Raw genomic sequence first — 16,690 nt, 5'->3', positions numbered from 1 at the left:
GCGTGTCACGCGCCGCGCGCCGGTTCGTACGCCCGCTTCACCCGGACGGCGGCCCGGAACGCGGCGGTAGGGTGGCAGGCCGGGCCGCCCGCGCGGCGGCTCCGCAGGAAGCCGGCCGGACGGACGAGACAGAGGCGAGATCGTGACCGCGCAGAGCCCCGCCCGCTGGACGGACCCGGAGCAGCAGGAGCTGGAGGAGCGGGTCGCCGCCGCCGAGCTGGCCTGGCTCAGCATGGACGTGGACGTACAGACGCTGCGGGTGGAGATCGACAACTTCGCGCTGATCCACCACCAGCTGCTCGGCCCGCTCTACGCCCGGCTGGACGAACTCGACGCGCTGGTCGCCGAGGCCGTCGCGGCCCGCACCGGCCACCCCGACGACCTGCGCCGGGCCGCCGAGGCGCGGCAGCAGGTCGAGGACCTGCCCGATCTGGACGCGCTGTTCGACTCGGTGCGCTCGGAGCGGGAGAAGTCCGGCGAGAGCGCCGACGAGGCCGTCCCGCCGCCGCCCGCGGCGCCGGCCCGGGTGCGGCCCGGGAAGGAGGCCCAGCGGATCTACCGCGAGCTGGTCCGCCGCGCCCACCCGGACCTCACCACCGACCCCGGCGAGCAGCAGCGCCGGGCGGACTTCCTGGTCCGGGTCAACGAGGCCTACGCGTACGGGGACACCGTCGCGCTGGAGGGCCTCGCCGCCGAGTGGTCCACCGCGCCGGAGGCCGCGCCCGCCGTCGACTCCCCCGACCGGCTGGGCTGGCTGCGCCGCCGGCTGGACTGGCTGACCGCCAAGATCACCGAGACCGCCACCGAGCAGGTCCGGCTGGAGCAGACCCCGATGGGCCAGCTGCTCGCCCTCGCCCCGCAGGACCCGGACCGGCTGCTGGAACAGCTCGCCGAGGAGCTGCTCGCCAAGGCCGCCGCCCAGCAGGCCGAACTGGAGCGGCTGCTCGGCACCCCGGATCCGGCCCACCGGCCGACGGCGGTGGGCGACAATGGCACCGGCCCCACCGACTCCACCGACCCGCACCGAGCTCAGGAGAGCCCCACGATGTTCGCGCAGATCCCCTCCACCGACGCCGCCTCCGTGCCGGCCGATGCCGCCCTGCTGGACGTGCGCGAGCAGGACGAGTGGGACGCCGGCCACGTGGACGGCGCGCTGCACATCCCGATCGGCGAGGTGATCGCCCGGATCGGCGAGCTGCCGGAGGAGAAGCTGTACGTGCTCTGCCGGGTCGGCGGCCGCTCCGCGCAGGTCGTCCAGTACCTGGTGCAGCAGGGCCGGGACGCGGTGAACGTGGACGGCGGGATGTACGCCTGGGAGGGGGCCGGCCGTCCGATGGTCAGCAGCACCGGCCAGGCCGCCTTCGTCCTGTAGGACCTCCGGAACCTCCCGGTGCCCGCCCGGTGACGGGTAGGGCAGGATGGGCGCGCGACGCGCCGGTACCGGCCGGCGGCGCGCCGACCGGGCGGGGAGGCCATGACGGGGACCACGGACCGGGCCGCCCCGGGGAGGGTCTGGTCGGCTCCCGCGCAGCTCGTCCTCGGCCTGGCCGCCGCGGTGCTGGTCAGCGGCACCGGGCTGTTCCTCGCCGCGGTGTTCCTGCACGTCGCCCCCGCCAACACGCTGTCCCGGCAGTACCGGGACGAGGTCGACGGGATCGTCTACCCGGAGTTCGAGCAGAACTGGAAGCTGTTCGCCCCCAACCCCTTGCAGCAGAACGTCAGCGTGGACGCCCGGGTGCGCACGGTCGCGGACGGCGGCGCCACCCGCACCCGGGACTGGACCGGGCTGACCGCGCAGGACATCGCGGCGATCCGGGGCAACCCGGCGCCCAGCCACGTCGACCAGAACCTGCTGCGCCGCGCCTGGGACTTCTACGACGGCTCGCACGACGCCCAGGACGGGAAGCCGACCGGCTCGCGCGGCAGGCTCGCCGAGCAGTACCTCAAGCGGATCGCGTTGCAGCGGATCGGCCGGGAGGTGGACGGCGAGCGGGTGCTGGAGATCCAGTTCCGGGCGACCACGGGGACCGTGCCGCCGCCGTCCTGGAGCGGTGAGGCCGCGCCGCCCGCGCCCAGGGTGCGGGAGCTGCCGTGGTGGCCGGTCGGGGACGAGGACTACCGGGGGCTGGGGTGAACGAGGGGGCGGCCGGGGAGGCCGGGGCGGTGGAGGTCGAACCCGTGGAGGTCGAACCCGCGGAGGCCGGGGCGGTGGAGGTCGAACCCGTGGAGGCCGGGGCCGTGGAGCCGCGGCTGCTGGACGGCGTGCCGCGGCAGGGCGGACCGCCCGTCACCCCGGCGGGCCCCGGGCCGGTCGCGGCGGCGCGCGGGCCGGTCGCGGCCCTCGGGCGGGCGATGGAGGCTTTCAGCGGGCGGGCGCTCGGGCGGCACCAGGCCGCGGTGGTGCGGATCGGCTTCGGCCTGGTCTGGCTCGCCTACCTGCTGCGCGAGTGGCCCAACCGGCGGGTGCTGTACGGCGACCGCTCGCCCTGGTCGATGGAGCTCGCCCAGCGGCTGCTGGCCGACGACGGGGCGTTCACCGTGCTGCCCTGGTTCGGCGGGCGGCTCTGGTTCGAGCTGGTCTACCACCTGGCGCTGCTGGCCGCCCTGGCGGTGCTGCTGGGCTGGCGGACCAGGGCGAGCACCGTGCTGTTCCTGGTCACCGTGCTGTCGCTGCAGAACCGCGACGTCCTCCTCGGCGACGGCGGCGACAACGTCGTCCACCTGATGGCCGTCTACCTGGTCTTCACCCGGTGCGCCGAGGTCTGGTCGCTGGACGCGCGCCGGGCCCGGCCCGGGCGGGGCGGGGTGGTGCTCTGGGCACTGCTCGGCGCGGCGCTGGCGGTCTGTCAGGCGGGCGGCTTCTCCGGGGACAGCCTCACCTGGACCGGGCCGGCCTTCCCGTACCTCGGCTGGGCACCGCTGTTCTGGGGGCTCTGGGCGGTCGCCGGGACCTGGTGGGCGCTCGGCCGGCTGCGCCCGGCGGGCGAGCCGCGGGCCGTGCTCGACGCGCTGGCGAACATGGTGCACAACTGCGCGATGCTGGTCATCGCCACCGAGGTGGTGCTGGTCTACGCCACGGCCGGCTGGTACAAGGTGCAGGGCTCGCGCTGGCAGGACGGCACGGCGCTGTACTACCCGCTGCACCTGGACTACTTCGCGCCCTGGCCGGGGCTGTCCGCGCTGGTCGGCTCGGCGCTGCTGCCGGTCTTCCTGATCTCGTACGGCACGGTGATCCTCCAGGTCGCGTTCCCGTTCACGCTGCTCAACCGGCGGGTCAAGAACGTGCTGCTGGCGGTGCTGATGCTGGAACACCTGGGGATCGCGGTGGTGCTCGGGCTGCCGGTGTTCTCGCTCGCGATGGTCGCGGCGGACGCGGTGTTCCTGCCGACGGGGGTCCTGCTGTGGGGGGCGGCGCGGCTGGGGCGGCTCGGGCGGCGGTGGCGGAGGCCGACGGCGGCGTAGGGCCTGTCTAGGATGGCGGTATGTCCTGGTTCGCCGCCCTTCGTGACACCGCGCGGACCGGACTCACCCTCGACCGGGCGCTCACCGACCCCAAGCGCGCGCTGCGCGGGGCGGTCGCCGTGGCGCTGGTGCTCTTCCCCACGCTCGCCCTCGGCGGGGTCGGGCTCGCCACCTCGGCCGCGATGGGCGCGTTCATCGCCGGCTCGGCCACCTTCCAGCGCAGCTTCCGGCCCCGCGCCAGCCTGGCCGTCGCGGCCGGGGTCGGGCTCGGCATCAGCACCTTCCTCGGCTACCTCGCCGCCGGGGTGTACGGGCTCTTCCCGGTGCTGCTCGCGGTGTGGGCCTTCGGCGCGGGACTCGCCTGGGCGATCGGCCCCACCGCCGGAGTGGTCACCGCGAACACCCTCTCGGTGATGCTGATCGTGGTCCAACTCCCGGTCAGCGCGACCGCCGCGCTCGGCCACGGGCTGGTCGCCGCCCTCGGCGGCGTCGCCCAGGCCGTCGTCATCACCCTCTGGCCGATCGGCAGTTGGAGCGCCCAACGGGCCGCTCTCGCCGACACCTACGCCGAACTCGCCGACTACGCCCGCCGGTTGCGCCAGGACCCGACCGCGCACGTGGATCCGGAACCGTTCATGACCGCCCGGCACGCCTCCGCCGTCACCCCCTGGCAGGACCGCCACCGGCCGCCCGAACTGCGCGGCCTGCGCGGCATCGCCGAACGCATCCGCCCCACCCTCGCCGCGCTCGCCGACCCCAAGGTCGGCGCCCCCGAGGAGGGGCCGGAACGCGACCGGGCCCGGGAGGTGCTGGCGGCCGCCGCCGAGGTGATGGACGCCCTCGCCCGGGCCGTCCGCACCGGCGACCCCGTCCGGCTCCCCCGGTCGGCGCCCGCGCTGACCCTGGTCCGGCCGGACCAGGGGGTACAGCTGCAGGGGGCGGCCTGGCGGTCCGCCCGACGGCTCGGCGGGCTGCTGCGCAAGGCCGCGGACACCCTGGACCGCAACGACGAGGACACCATCACCACGCCCGTGGTCGGCGCCGGCGGGGCACTGCACAAGCCGTCGATCTCACGGATGCTGCCCGTCGCGCTGCGGGCCGTACGGCGGCAGCTGCGGCCGCGATCGGCGATCTTCCAGCACGCCGTCCGGCTGGCCGGGGTGGTCACCGCCGCCTATCTGCTGGCCCGGCTGGCCGGGTTCCACCACGGGTACTGGGCGCCGATGACCGCGGCCATGGTGATGCGGCCCGACTTCGCCCAGACCTACAGCCGGGGGGTCGCCCGGCTGGCCGGGACGGTGGTCGGGGTCGCCGTCTCGACGCTGGTGGTGCAGTTGGCGCATCCGGGGGAGTGGGTGCTGGCTTCGCTGGCGGTGCTGTGCATCGGTGGGGCCTATCTGGCGTTCCGGACGGGGTACGCGCTGACCACCGTCGGGATCTCCTCGTACGTGGTGTTCCTGCTGGGGTTGCAGGCGGGGGATCCGCTGGTCACGGCCTTCGAACGGGTCGGGCTGACGCTGCTGGGCGGGTCGTTGGCGCTGCTGACGTACGCGCTGTTCCCGACCTGGCAGACCGCGCGGCTCGGGGAGCGGCTCGCCGAATGGCTGGCGGCGGCCGGGCGGTACGCGGCGGTGGTGGTCGCCTGCTACGAGGATCCGGCGGCGCCGCGCGGGCGGGCGGTGCGGGCGGCGCTGCTGGACTCGCGGGAGGCGCGGTCGGAGCTGTTGCAGGCGATGCAGCGGGCCGATGCGGAGCCGGGGCGGCACGAGTCCGGTCTCACCGGCGTGACCAGGCGGCAGATCGACCGGGCGCGGGCGGCGGTGGGGCACTTGGGGCGGGCGGCGGTGTTGTTGGAGGCGCACGTGCCGGGCGCCGATGCGGAGCCCGTGCCGGGGGCGGCGGAGTACGCGGAGGAGCTGAGGTTGGCGACGGCGTTGGCGGCGGGGGCGTTGTTGACGGGGCGGGCGGTGGAGTTCTCGGCGGTGCGGGAGGCGCAGGCGCGGCTGGAGGAGGGGTTGGGGGAGGGGGGTGCCGGGGTGCAGGGGGATGTGGTGCGGGCGGGGACCCGGTTGGTGGGGGTGGCCTTGCGGGATCTGGAGAGGGCCCTGCGGGGGGCCGGGGTGGGTGGGGGCGCTCGGGAGGGTGGGTGAGGCCGGGGGCGGTTCCCGGGGGTGGGGTGGTGCGGGTTCTGGGGTCTTTGTTGCGGGCGCGCGGGCTTCGGGCCCGCGCGCCCGTCGGGGTCAGGCGGCGGCGTGGGCGGCTCGGAGCCAGTTGGTGAACTCGCAGGCGAAGTGCCACTGGTGGCCGGTGGGGACGTGGTCGGGGGCGGCTTCGGGGAACTGGACGGTGAGGCGGATGCGGAGGCCGGCGGGGGTGTCGGCGAACTCGTGGAGGACGCGGAGGACCTCGGTGCCGTCGGCGAGGGTGCCGGTGCCGGCGATGTGGGTGGGGAAGGTGGTGGGGATGGGGACGTCGTCGTGGAAGCGGAGGAAGAAGCGGGTCGGGGTGGTGCCGAGGGTTTCGATGATCTCGACGCGGTCGGCGGTGGAGTCGGCGAGGTAGTGCTCGGGGTTGGCGGCGAGGAGGGCGGTGCGGTCGCCGGCCTGGAGGCGGCCCTGCCACCAGGTGAGGAACCGGGTGGCGTCGATGCCGGTGGCGGTGAGTTCGGTGACGGCGGTGCGCCAGCGGCCCTGGGAGGCGTGGGCCCAGGTGGTGAGGGCGGTGTCGGCGGTGGTGGTGTCGGGGGTGAGGAGTTCGCGCGTCCGGTCGTCGCCGAGGCGCTGCTTGAGCAGGTGGAGGGCGGCGCGGGCGCGGTCGAGTTCCCAGGCGAGGACGGCTTCGCGGGGCTGGGGGGTGCCGTCGAGCGCGGTGTGGATGGTGAGGGGGGTGGTGGGCATGGTGGCGCTCCTCGGGGAGGGCGATAGACGGAGAGTTTTTCTCCGTTTGCTGACGCTAGCATAGGGGGAGAGTTTTTCTCCGGTTAGGGAGTGGTGGATGAGGGCCGACGCGGAACGCAGCCGGCGCAGGATCCTGGACGCCGCCTGCGAGGTGTTCCTGGAGCGGGGGCCGGACGCCCCGTTGGACGCGGTGGTCCGGCGGGCGGGTGTCGGGCCGGGCACGCTCTACCGGCGCTTTCCCGACCGGGAGGCGTTGGTGCGGGCGCTGGTCACCGATCTGCTGGGCCGGCTCACCGAGGCGGCGGAGCAGGCGCGGCGGGCGGAGGACGATCCGTACCGGGCGCTGTGCCGGTTCGTGCACGCGGCCGCCGATCTGCGGATGGGGGCGGCGATCGTGGTGCTGCTCGAACGGCTGGTGGTGGACGGGGAGTTGGTGGCCGTTCGACGGGGGGCGGTGGCGGCGGTGGAGGAGCTGTTGCGGGCGGCCCGGGACGCCGGGAAGGTGCGGGCGGACGTGGGGATGGGGGATCTGGTGCTGCTCTGCGTCCGGGTCTCCCGGCCGTTGCCGGGGGCGTTGGCGGTGCTGGACGCGGACGGGGCGCTGGTGCACCGGCATCTGGATCTCGCGTTGGCCGGGTTGGCCGCCGAGGGTGGCCCGGTCGGGGTGCCGCTCGGGTTCGACGAGGTGATCGCGGCCGCCGGGCGGCCCGGGGAGCCGGGGGTGGGAGAGTGAGCGGCATGGACGACGAGCTGGTGCGGGACTGGCGGGCGGTCGAGTCGGGCGCGGTGCTGTTGGACGGGTTCCACCCGTTGAAGCACGCGCTGCGGTTCGGGGGTGAGGTCCGCCGGGTGCTGACGGCGGACCGCGGGGCCCTGCTCGCGCTGGCCGGGGAGTTGGCGCCGGATGTGGTTCCGGCGCTGGACGCGCTGGCCGTGGAGGTGGCGCAGGAGAGGTTGCGGGGGCTGGCACCGCGGCTGCATCCGACCGGGGTGGTCGCGCTGGCGGCGCGGCCGTCGGTCGCGGCGAACCGGGCGGCGTTGGGGCGGCTGCCGCGGCGGGCGCCGGTGGTGCTGCTGGAGAATCCGCGGAACCTGGGGAACGTCGGGGCGGTGATCCGGCTGGCGGCCGGGTTCGGGGCGACCGGGGTGGTGACCACGGGCGAGTTGGATCCCTGGCACCCGACGGTGCTGCGGGGCAGCGCCGGGCTGCACTTCGCCACCGCGGTGGAGCGGGTGGACCTGCCGGAGCTGCCGGCCGGGCCGTTGTACGTACTGGACCCGGAGGGTACCGACATCCGGGACCTGCCGTTCCCGGACGACGCGCTGCTCGCCTTCGGCACCGAGCGGCACGGGGTGTCGGCGCAGCTCAAGGAGCGGGCCGACCGGCTGGTCGCGGTGCCGATGCGGCAAGGGGTGTCCAGCTTCAACCTGGCGACGAGTGTGGCGATGGGGCTGTTCCACTGGATGTCGGGCCGGCGCTGAGGCGCCGCGTCAGGGGGACGGCGGCGGGGTGCCGGGGGCGATGTCGCGGCCCTTGTGGTGGACCAGGAAGTCCCAGGTGTCCTTGCCCGGGATGCCGTCGGCCTCGCTGCCGCGCCAGCCCTGGGCGAGCTGGAAGGCCTGGGTGGCCCTGCGGTCGCTCTCCGTCCAGCGGGGGCCGGGGCCCTCGGTGTAGAAGCGGGAGCCGCCGCGCTGCACCAGCAGCCGGCCGAGCCTGGTGACGTAGTCGTTGTTCGCGCCGGGGCCGAACTCGCCCGCGCCGGGGAAGGCGTCGGTGCTGCCGGCGCCGTCGTTGCTGCCGCCGGACAGGCCGGTGTAGCGGTACGGGAGGTAGGAGCCGGAGTTGTTCCAGTAGGCGTACGGGGTGGAGCGCTTCCTGGTGCCCGGGGAGGTCTGCTCGTAGGCGACGTAGCGGGTGCGGGAGGAGTCCGTCCAGCCGCCGAAGATCGTCACGTGCGAGCCGGCCTGGGGGTTGGCCGGGTTGTTGTAGAGCAGCACGTCGCCGGGCTGGAGGTCGTTCCGGTCGATCCGTTCGGCGAAGTTCGGCAGCGTCCAGGTGGTCTGGTTGCTGCCGAGGCCCCAGGCCATCGAGACGAAGCCGGAGCAGTCCTGGCGGTAGCCGTCGGACCAGTAGCGGTCCATGCCGTACGGCACGGCCTGGTCGACCCAGGCCTGGGCGCGCTGGATGACCTGGGCCCGGGTGACGGGCCGGGTGACGGGCCGGGCGGCGGGCTGCGGGGCGGCGGAGCGGGCGCCGGGGTCCTGGCCGTAGAGGCCGCTGACCTCGCCCTGCGGGGTCCGCGGGGGCTGGGCGGTGCTGCTGCCGCCCGGGGTGGGCGCGGGGGCGGCGGCGGTGCCGCCGCCTATCGCGGTGCCGACGGCGGCCACCAGGACGGCGGCCCGGCGGCGGAGGCTGCGGGCCGCGGCGTGCCCGCCCTCGTGGACCGGGGCGGCGTGCAGCCGGGCGCGGCGGCGGGCGCTGCAGCCCCCGCACATGCAGTCCTCCTCGGGGGCGACCTCGGTGAACTCCAGCAGTGGTGAGGGGCTGCCGGTGAGGGTCATGCTCCGCCTCCTTCCTGGTCGGCGCGCCTGACGGCGGGACAGGAGTGGTCCTTCCCGGGCCGACCGTGTGGCATCGGGACCAAAGTCCCAGGGCGGGCGGGGTGCGGCGCGGCGGATTGGACCGGACGGGTGAGGACCCTCCCCCAGCCTTCGGCCGGGAGGTGCCCCCAGGGTCGCCGGGTGTGGCGGACGTCGGCGGGAGCGGGTAGGGCCGGTACGAACCTGATCCGCGGTCAGCGCGGGTTGGCGGGCGAGTACTCGGGATCGGTCCAGGTCAGCGGGGTGGCATCGGCGATCTCCCGGACTCCGGTGACGGTCAGTTCGACCATCCGCTCGGCGCCGGGGGCGGCCCGCCGGGCCTCCTCGGACCAGTCGGTGCGGGCCTCGCCGGTGATCAGCAGGGCCCCGCCGGTCTCCCAGTCGGGCAGCAGCAGTCCGGCCCGCGGGTCCAGCTCCAGGTTCCCGAGGGTCAGGAACATGCTGTTGCCGCGGTACTCGGGCCAGCGCACGGTGTCCGGCGCCACCGCCTCCAGGAAGCCGGGGAAGCCGCCGCGGTGCGAGGCGTCCACCCGGCCGTCGGGCCCGGTGGTGGCGATGAAGAAGGTGTCGGCGGTGGCCGCGGTCAGCCGCTGCGCCGTGGTCAGGACCGGCCCCTCGGCGACCGTGCGGGGCGTGCCCGCGCCCGGGCGGTCCAGCGGGCTGCGGCGCTGGATGTACTTCGGGCAGTTGGACACCACCTCCTCGGCGCGGACCACCAGCCCGCCCCGGCCGTCCGGCACCGAGCGGCCGTTGAGCCGCATCCGGCGGCGGCCGGCCGGGTCCAGGGCGATGGTGCCGAGTTGGGCGGGGCGGGCCAGGGCTCCGGCCAGCGGGTCGGCCTCGGGCGGGTGGGCGGCGATCGTCACGGTGCGCTCGTCCGGGGCCCGGAGGAAGCCGGCCGGGCCGGACAGCTGGGTCGCCCAGACCCGGCCGTCCGGGTCGGCGGCGCCGACCACCAGCGTCCGGCGCTCGGTGAGGAAGCGGGCGGCCACGGCCGGGACGGTGCCGCGGATCGACCGGCCCGCGTGGTCGGCCCGCTCGGTCACTCCGGCGCGGGCCTGGGCCCGCCGCTCGCCGGGGTGGTACGGGGTGCTGGTGGCGGTCATCCCGCTCCTTAGAAGAAGCCGCAGGTCGGGGCGGAGCCGTGGGGGGCCTCGGCGGCGGTTTCGGCCAGCCCGGTGCGGGTGTAGACCTCCAGCCGGATGCCGTCCGGGTCGGTGAAGAAGATGCCGCCGGACGCGGAGCCCTCGTTGTGCGGGACGACGCCGTCGTGGGCGAACTCGGCGCCCAGGGTGCGCAGCAGTTCCTCGGTGGCGCGGACCTCGTCGAGGTCCGCCACCTCGAAGGAGAGGTGGTGCAGGCCGGGGGTGGTGGTGGGGAAGGTGCCGGCGCTCTGCTGCCAGAGGGTGATCACCAGGCGGCCGTCGCGGCCGAGCAGGGCGTAGCGGCGCTCGGGGTCGGTGCCCCGGTGGGTGAGGTCGAGGCCGAGGACGGCCCGGTAGAAGTCGACCGAGCGGTCGAGGTCGGTGACGTTGAGGCCCACGTGGCCGGTCTGCAGGGTGCGGAGTGCGGTGGTGCCGGACATGCCTGGTCCCTCCCGGGTGGGTTCCGGCGGGGCGACTGCCTAACCGGTACTGATGAGATTATGGGTTAGATGATGGGGCGTCAACCACTGTGCTCGCTTGAAGGGGTTAGGTTTTCGGGGTGGCACGCGGAAGCCCCGCCGGACCTGGTGGTGGTCCGACGGGGCTTCGATGGGGCTTCGGTGGGACTTCGGGGGGCGGGGCCTACGGCCATTCCCAGCGGATGCCGATGTGGCCGGGCTGCTGGTCCGGGGCCAGCACGTGGGCGCTCGCCGAGGCGCCGATCCACAGTTGCTCGCGGCGGTGGTCGACGTCCGCGCCCGGCTCGCGGTCGTAGCGCTCGCAGTGCACCGGGACGGCCGCCGGGTCGAAGTGCACCTGGAGCACGTACTCGCGCACCGTGGTGGCGAAGCGGCGGCTGTACTCCATGGTCGGGCCGCCGGGCGGGATCTCCACCTCGTACTCGAAGACCGTGCTGTCGCCGAGCCCGAGCGGGCGGTCCAGCATCAGCTCGGCGACGGTCAGGCCGACCTCCGGGCGGCGGCGGACCCGGCCGAGCCGGCCGTGCCGCACCGAGGTGATCTCCGGGCAGCCGGTGGCCTCCTCGTCGGCCTTGTGCACGACCAGGCAGCGGCCGACGCCGCCGACCGTGGCGCGCACCACCTGGCGCATCCGCAGCAGGTTGGCCCGGCGCTCGGCGTCCACGTAGTACGAGTCGTGGATGCTGAGCCGCTCCAGCTCGCCGGCCGGCGGGGCGTCCAGTTCGGCGAAGATCTCGGCGATCTCCTGCTCGCCCGGCCAGACGTCCTCCAGTCCGAGGTGGAGGGTGTTGGCGGCGGCGGCCCAGCGGCCGCGCGGGCGGGGCGGGCCGAGCAGCGAGGAGAGCGCGCTGTGCGGCAGGCCGAGCAGTTCCTCCAGCAGGTGGACGGCGCGCAGCGAGCTGGCCCGCTCGGGCTGGCTGCGGCCGCGGCGCCAGTAACTGAGCGTCGTGACACTGACCCTGACGCCGCGTTGGGCGAGTGCGGCGCGGATCCGGTCCAGGCTGAGGCCGCTGGCCTCGATGGCCAGGTGCAGGGCGTCCGCGAAGCCGCCGGCCGGGGCGGGGCGGCCGGCGGACGGCGCCGGGGGGCCCGGGCTGGGGGCGGGAGCCGGGACGGGGGGCGGGTCGGGGCGCTCCGTACGCGATCCGACCAGCCGCAGCCGCGCGGCGTCCTGAGGCTGCTGTGCGGCCATGCGGTGAACCTCCCCACCAGGTGACTTCGGTGGCACCGGGGCGGCGCCGGGGCGCGCTGTGAGCGGCTTCACCGAGCTTTGGGGAACCCTACGCACGGTCGAGAGGCTACGTCATCAGTCGTGCGGATGACAGTGGTCACAGCAGGTGGGCCGGATGGTTAGCGATCTTGAAACAGTCCGGAAACACCGCCGGAACGCGGCGCCGGGAACGGTGGGGAAACGGGCGCAAACGGACACCGCCGGGGCGGGCCCTGACGGCTCCGCCCCGGCGGGGGTCTGCGTGCTGCTACCGGCCGGTGATCACTTGACGTTCAGGGCGACGTCGTCGATCACGAAGCTGGTCTGGTTGGAGCCGTCCTCGGTGCCGGTGAACTTGAGGGTCACCGTCCGGCCGGCGAAGGAGGTCAGGTCCACGGTCTGCTGCACGTAGCCGGCGGCCGCGTCCACGTTGGACCAGGTCTTCACGGTGGTGCCGTTCGCCTGGAGGGTCAGGGTGTCGTACGGGGTGGAGCCGGTCTCCGCAGTGTCGACGTGCAGCGCGAAGGTGAGGGTCGCGGCGGCGCAGCCGGCCGGGACGGTGACGGTCTGCGACAGGGTGTCGGTGTGGGCGCTGCCGTAGCCGTCCAGCCAGGCCTTCCAGCTGCCGGAGCGGGCCGGCTCGGAGGTGCCGTTGTCGACGACGCCCGAGGAGGTGGTCCACGGGGCGGCGGTGCCGGTCTCGAAGCCGCCGTTGCCGATCAGCTGGGCGGCGGTGCAGCCCCCGCCGGTCGGCGGGGTGGTGCCACCGCTGCTGCCGCCGCCGAGCAGGGCGGTGGTCAGGGCGTCGGCGACCGGGCTGCCCCAGCCGGTGACCTGGTCGTAGCCGGTCTTGGCGGCGAAGTCCTGGTTGGCGCCGGTGGTCACGTCGTGGAAGGTGGTGCCGTAGCTGCTGCTGTTGGCGACCGCGTACAGCTTCGGGTTCGCCTCGCCGAGGGCGGGCTGACCGGCGGCCTTGGCCTTCTGGTTGACCTGGGCGGCGTAGCCGGCCCACAGCGGCGCGGCCGCGCTGGTGCCGCCGTAGACGTTCCAGCCGCCGCCGGTGTAGATCGCGAAGCCGCTCTGCGGGTCGGCGTTGGAGGCGACGTCCGGGACGGTGCGCATGGTGCCGGCGACGCCGGTGCCGGTCTGCCAGCTCGGCTTGCCGAACACGGTGGAGACGCCGCCGCCGGCGGTGCTCCAGGCGCTCTCCGCGGAGTAGCCGTTGCCGCCGGTGACCTGGAGGTTGGTGCCGCCGACGCCGGTCTGGTGCGGGCTGGAGGCCGGGAAGTCGACCGAGGTGACGCTCGCGCCGCTGGCGGAGCGGGTGCAGTCCTTGGAGCCGTCGTCGCCGGAGGCGGAGAAGACCGAGATGCCCTGGGCGGCGGCCTGCTTGAAGGCGTTGTCGACGGCGGTCATCGAGGAGGCGGTGGTGTCCGGCTCGCAGGTGCCCCAGGAGATCGAGATGACCGAGACCTTGTTGTCGGCCACGATCTTGTTGGCCATGTCGATCTCGCCCTGGTCGCTGTTGGGGGCCTCGTAGAGCAGCTGGGTGGCCTTGGGCGCCGCGCCGCGGACGATCTCGCTGTCCAGCTCGACCTCGCCCTCGCCCTGGCCGGGCGAGGAGTCGTAGTTCGCGCCGTCCACCGGGACGGTGACGACGGCCGGGCCGGTCAGGCCGTACTGCGAGTCGTAGGTGGTCAGGTCCGAGGACCGGTAGCCGTCGAACTCCCAGAGGGCGACCGTGGTGCCGGTGCCGTCGGCGCCGGTCTTGTCCAGGTTGTACGCGCCCCGGTACTGGGCCGGGGCCATGCCCCGCGGGGTGGCGGTGGCGGCGTTCGGGGTCACCGAGTTCGGCTTGGCGATCCGGCCCTTGCGCACCGCGTGGTTGTCCAGGCCGCTCAGGCCCTGGACCACGGAGGCCAGTTCGGCGGGGATCGAGGCGGCGCCGTCGTTGGCGAAGAAGGTGCGCTGCTGCTGCGGGTCGAGGTAGGAGCTCTCGTGGGTGCCGAAGGCCTGCGAGACCTGCGCGGCGGTGCCGTGGGCGTTGACCACCTGGCGGTTGGCGCTGACCTCGCCGACGGTCAGCCCCTGGGCGGTCAGGTAGGCCTTGACCTGGTCGACGGCCTGCTGGGTGGGCGCGTACCGCGCGCTGAACTGCTCCGGCGTCAGGTACGTGCCGTACTCCGGCGTTCCGGGGGTGGCGACCGCGGCGAGGTAGCGGTCCAGCCCGGCGGAGTCGCGCAGCTTGAGGCTGACGGCCACCGAGATCTGCTGTTCGGCCGGGACGTCACCCTTCTTCTCCGAGTGGGCCACCGCGGGGTTCACGGTGTTCGGCAGGGCGACGCGCGGGGCGGCGTGCGGGGTGGCGGCCTGTGCGGTGGCGACGCCGAGCGAGACGGCGGTCAGCGGCAGGACGGCTATCGCGGCGGCGATGGCGAGGGAACGGTGGCGCAACGGATCCTCCTCCGGCCGGCTGTGGGGAGCCGGCAAGGGGCAAGGCGTCCCGAGGGGTTCAGGAACGCTGGCTAGAACATGTCAGAGCGGATCGGTGCGGTGGATCATGGTCCGGCAATTCGTTGCTAAAAAACAGTCAACTGTGGAGGGCCGGAAAGCGGGACGTTCCATACAGTGAATGGCCGGAATTCCGGGGACGGTCCATACCAATTCCCGCTGCGGGAACGGACGTAGAATCGGGCCGAGCCGAGGGAGAGCGATGACTGACCTGATGCCGGACCCGAGGGACCGACGACCGCTGATCGGCGAGCCGCTCGCGCTCGACCTGCTCAACACCCGCTGGTCCGGAACGCCCGTCAACGACGCGCTCACCGACGTCGAGCAGTACGGGATCTGGCTCTCCAGCAACGGGCTGACCGAGCGCTGCACGGCCGACGCGGCCGGGTTGGCGGCGATCCGGCAGACCCGCGAGGCGATCCTGCTCGCCGCCCAGGACGTCGGCGGACAGGGCGAGTTGGGCGAGCGCGCGCGGGGTGGGCTGGACGCGGTGCTGGCGCACGGACGGATCCGGCGGACGGCCGGGCCGACCGGGGCCGAGGAGCGGGTCGAGGCCGACCGGCCGGAGTGGCTGGCACCCTGGCTGGCGGCCGACGACTTCCTCGCGCTGCTCGGGCAGGGCGCCCACCGGGTGAAGCAGTGCGCACACGAGGCATGCATTCTGCATTTCTTCGACGCCTCGCAGAACGGGCGCCGGCGGTGGTGCCGGATGGCGGTCTGCGGGAACCGGGCGAAGGCGGCGCGGCACTACGTGAAGGCGCGGGGTTAACCGACGACCGAACGAAGGGTCGGCGGGTGCGGCGTCCGTGCCGCACCCGCCGACCCTTCGTCGCGGTGCCCCGGTCAGTCCTCGGCGGGAGCGCCCAGCCAGCCGGTGAGGGCCTCGCGCAGCTCGCCCTGACCGGGGTCCACGGCGCCCCAGGCGACGTAGCCGTCCGGGCGGATCAGCAGCACGGTGTCGGCCAGCTTGCCGTGCGGGTCGGCCGGGGCGGCGCAGACCAGGCGGTCCGCCCAGGGCGCGGTGGCGGCCAGCTCGTCATTGCTGACCAGGACGAACTTCCCGGCGCGCAGCGCCTCGTAGAGCCGCTCGGGCCCGGCCGGCTCGCCCTCGGTGGGCTTGCTGAGGGCGGTCAGCCGGAGGTCGGGGACGCGCTTGCCGACCTGGGGGTGGGCGCCCTTGGGGGCGGGGTAGGCGATCTCGATGCCGGAGACCATCCGGGCGCCGCGCTCGGTGAGCAGGTCGAGGTGGCCGCCGATCGCGGTGAGCGCCCCGCGCAGGGCGCGGGTGGGGGCGGACTCGGCGAGGGCGATCCGGATCAGCGTGCCGGAGGTGCGCAGCACCGTCCTGCCCACCGGGTGCCGCTCGGCCTGGTAGGTGTCCAGCAGTGCGTCGGTGGCCCGGCCGCGGAGGGCGGCGGCGAGCTTCCAGGAGAGGTTGGCGGCGTCCTGGAGGCCGGTGTTCATGCCCTGGCCGCCGGCCGGGGAGTGGCAGTGGGCGGCGTCGCCGGCCAGGAAGACCCGGCCGGAGCGGTAGTGGGGGGCCTGGCGCTCGTCGCTGTGGAAGGTGGAGCTCCAGCGCACGTCGTGCAGGCCGTAGTCCTCGCCCTGGGTGGCCTGGACGATCGCGGTGAGCTGCTCGGGGGTGGGGGCGGCGCCGTCGTCCTGCTGCTCGTTGCGGTCCCAGGCGATGACCCGGTACCAGCCGTCGCCGAACGGGGCGACGAAGGAGAAGCCGGCCTTGTTGGCGCCGACGGCGATCGCGTCGGCGGGCTCGCGCTCCAGCCGGACGTCGGCCAGCATCACGGAGTCGACCACGGACTCGCCGGGGAACTCGATGCCGAGCAGCTCGCGGACGACGGAGCGGACGCCGTCGGTGCCGACCGCGTAGCGGGCCCGGTGGCTCTGCCCGTCGCGGGTCTCCAGGGTGACGCCCTCGGCGTCCTGGCGCAGCCCGGTGACCTCGGCACCGCGCAGGATCACGGCGCCGGCCCGCTCGGCGCGCTCCTGGAGCACCCGCTCGACGTTGTACTGCGGGGTGATCAGGACGAACGGGAAGCGGCTGGGCAGCGTGCTGAGGTCGATCCCGACCTTGTTCAGCATCCGGAGCCCGCTGAGCGGGCGGCCGGTGGCGATCAGCTCGTCGGCCAGGCCCCGGGCGTCCAGCAGCTCCAGGCTGCGGGCGTGCACGGCGAAGGCCCGGGTGAGGTTGGACTCGGTGCCGCGCTTCTCCAGGACGGTGACGCCGACCCCGGCGGCGGCGAGGTCGCCGGCCAGCAGCAGTCCGGTCGGTCCGGCACCGACGATGACGACGTCGGTCTCGGTCGGCTTCACGGTCATGTATCAGCTCCCGTTGTTCGGAGGGCGGTTGGACGCCGTTTCCGGCGC

14 protein-coding genes are annotated in these 16,690 nt (G+C 74.7%); 7 read left to right on the top strand and 7 right to left on the bottom strand.

Annotated elements, in window-relative coordinates; translation table 11 throughout:
- Positions 1-142: 142 nt before the first annotated feature.
- From ACZ58X_RS23905 to ACZ58X_RS23890, 4 genes are all read left to right on the top strand, one after another.
- The gene (locus ACZ58X_RS23905) at positions 143-1,372 is read left to right on the top strand and encodes a rhodanese-like domain-containing protein (protein WP_470335639.1); all 1,230 of its coding nucleotides are present in this window, start codon (positions 143-145) and stop codon (positions 1,370-1,372) included.
- A gap of 102 nt (positions 1,373-1,474) precedes the next feature.
- Positions 1,475-2,134, top strand: a complete 660-nt coding sequence (locus tag ACZ58X_RS23900) for a DUF5819 family protein (RefSeq protein ID WP_470335638.1) — start codon at positions 1,475-1,477, stop codon at positions 2,132-2,134.
- A 218-nt stretch (positions 2,135-2,352) separates the two neighbouring features.
- Positions 2,353-3,462, top strand: coding sequence for an HTTM domain-containing protein (locus ACZ58X_RS23895; protein WP_470335671.1), 1,110 nt, complete (start codon positions 2,353-2,355; stop codon positions 3,460-3,462).
- A 20-nt stretch (positions 3,463-3,482) separates the two neighbouring features.
- The gene (locus ACZ58X_RS23890) at positions 3,483-5,612 is read left to right on the top strand and encodes an FUSC family protein (protein WP_470335637.1); all 2,130 of its coding nucleotides are present in this window, start codon (positions 3,483-3,485) and stop codon (positions 5,610-5,612) included.
- A 90-nt stretch (positions 5,613-5,702) separates the two neighbouring features.
- On the opposite strand, the gene ACZ58X_RS23885 is transcribed toward ACZ58X_RS23890, so the two are convergent.
- Positions 5,703-6,359, bottom strand: coding sequence for a hypothetical protein (locus ACZ58X_RS23885; RefSeq protein WP_470335636.1), 657 nt, complete (start codon positions 6,357-6,359; stop codon positions 5,703-5,705).
- A 97-nt stretch (positions 6,360-6,456) separates the two neighbouring features.
- Between ACZ58X_RS23885 and ACZ58X_RS23880 the strand changes: the two genes are divergently transcribed.
- Entirely contained in the window at positions 6,457-7,092 is a 636-nt protein-coding gene (locus tag ACZ58X_RS23880) for a TetR family transcriptional regulator (RefSeq protein ID WP_470335635.1), read from the top strand.
- Positions 7,093-7,097: 5 nt separating this feature from the next.
- Positions 7,098-7,841, top strand: coding sequence for a TrmH family RNA methyltransferase (locus ACZ58X_RS23875; RefSeq protein WP_470335634.1), 744 nt, complete (start codon positions 7,098-7,100; stop codon positions 7,839-7,841).
- A gap of 9 nt (positions 7,842-7,850) precedes the next feature.
- On the opposite strand, the gene ACZ58X_RS23870 is transcribed toward ACZ58X_RS23875, so the two are convergent.
- The 5 genes from ACZ58X_RS23870 to ACZ58X_RS23850 all read right to left on the bottom strand — a co-directional run bounded on the left by ACZ58X_RS23870 (position 7,851) and on the right by ACZ58X_RS23850 (position 14,248).
- Positions 7,851-8,921 carry a peptidoglycan-binding protein gene (locus tag ACZ58X_RS23870; RefSeq protein ID WP_470335633.1) on the bottom strand — a complete coding sequence of 357 codons (1,071 nt, stop codon included), beginning with the start codon at positions 8,919-8,921 and terminating at the stop codon, positions 7,851-7,853.
- Between the two features lie 233 nt (positions 8,922-9,154).
- Positions 9,155-10,066 (bottom strand): pyridoxamine 5'-phosphate oxidase family protein, encoded by a 912-nt coding sequence (locus tag ACZ58X_RS23865; RefSeq protein WP_470335632.1) that lies wholly within the window; start codon positions 10,064-10,066, stop codon positions 9,155-9,157.
- A gap of 8 nt (positions 10,067-10,074) precedes the next feature.
- Entirely contained in the window at positions 10,075-10,545 is a 471-nt protein-coding gene (locus ACZ58X_RS23860) for a VOC family protein (RefSeq protein ID WP_470335631.1), read from the bottom strand.
- A gap of 202 nt (positions 10,546-10,747) precedes the next feature.
- Positions 10,748-11,776 (bottom strand): XRE family transcriptional regulator, encoded by a 1,029-nt coding sequence (locus tag ACZ58X_RS23855; protein ID WP_470335630.1) that lies wholly within the window; start codon positions 11,774-11,776, stop codon positions 10,748-10,750.
- Positions 11,777-12,076: 300 nt separating this feature from the next.
- Complete coding sequence (locus ACZ58X_RS23850; RefSeq protein ID WP_470335629.1) at positions 12,077-14,248, bottom strand: protease pro-enzyme activation domain-containing protein; 2,172 nt, start codon at positions 14,246-14,248, stop codon at positions 12,077-12,079.
- 259 nt (positions 14,249-14,507) lie between these two features.
- Between ACZ58X_RS23850 and ACZ58X_RS23845 the strand changes: the two genes are divergently transcribed.
- A complete protein-coding gene (locus tag ACZ58X_RS23845; protein ID WP_470335628.1) occupies positions 14,508-15,074 on the top strand; it encodes a CGNR zinc finger domain-containing protein in 567 nt (188 codons plus the stop codon).
- Between the two features lie 74 nt (positions 15,075-15,148).
- On the opposite strand, the gene ACZ58X_RS23840 is transcribed toward ACZ58X_RS23845, so the two are convergent.
- Positions 15,149-16,642 (bottom strand): FAD-dependent monooxygenase, encoded by a 1,494-nt coding sequence (locus ACZ58X_RS23840; RefSeq protein ID WP_470335627.1) that lies wholly within the window; start codon positions 16,640-16,642, stop codon positions 15,149-15,151.
- Between the last annotated feature and the right edge of the window lie 48 nt (positions 16,643-16,690).

This window comes from Kitasatospora sp. NPDC040550 (assembly GCF_055594965.1).
The sequence above is the reverse complement of the archived record's forward strand: the minus strand, read 5'-3'. Positions and strand labels throughout refer to the sequence as shown.

Excerpts from the sequence above, each read along its gene's own strand:
- ACZ58X_RS23890 (WP_470335637.1), top strand. The coding sequence starts at position 3,483 with ATGTCCTGGTTCGCCGCCCTTCGTGACACCGCGCGGACCGGACTCACC.
- ACZ58X_RS23900 (WP_470335638.1), top strand. The coding sequence starts at position 1,475 with ATGACGGGGACCACGGACCGGGCCGCCCCGGGGAGGGTCTGGTCGGCT.
- ACZ58X_RS23870 (WP_470335633.1), bottom strand. The coding sequence starts at position 8,921 with ATGACCCTCACCGGCAGCCCCTCACCACTGCTGGAGTTCACCGAGGTC.
- ACZ58X_RS23885 (WP_470335636.1), bottom strand. The coding sequence starts at position 6,359 with ATGCCCACCACCCCCCTCACCATCCACACCGCGCTCGACGGCACCCCC.
- ACZ58X_RS23865 (WP_470335632.1), bottom strand. The coding sequence starts at position 10,066 with ATGACCGCCACCAGCACCCCGTACCACCCCGGCGAGCGGCGGGCCCAG.
- ACZ58X_RS23880 (WP_470335635.1), top strand. The coding sequence starts at position 6,457 with ATGAGGGCCGACGCGGAACGCAGCCGGCGCAGGATCCTGGACGCCGCC.
- ACZ58X_RS23895 (WP_470335671.1), top strand. The coding sequence starts at position 2,353 with ATGGAGGCTTTCAGCGGGCGGGCGCTCGGGCGGCACCAGGCCGCGGTG.
- ACZ58X_RS23860 (WP_470335631.1), bottom strand. The coding sequence starts at position 10,545 with ATGTCCGGCACCACCGCACTCCGCACCCTGCAGACCGGCCACGTGGGC.
- ACZ58X_RS23875 (WP_470335634.1), top strand. The coding sequence starts at position 7,098 with ATGGACGACGAGCTGGTGCGGGACTGGCGGGCGGTCGAGTCGGGCGCG.
- ACZ58X_RS23855 (WP_470335630.1), bottom strand. The coding sequence starts at position 11,776 with ATGGCCGCACAGCAGCCTCAGGACGCCGCGCGGCTGCGGCTGGTCGGA.
- ACZ58X_RS23840 (WP_470335627.1), bottom strand. The coding sequence starts at position 16,642 with ATGACCGTGAAGCCGACCGAGACCGACGTCGTCATCGTCGGTGCCGGA.
- ACZ58X_RS23845 (WP_470335628.1), top strand. The coding sequence starts at position 14,508 with ATGACTGACCTGATGCCGGACCCGAGGGACCGACGACCGCTGATCGGC.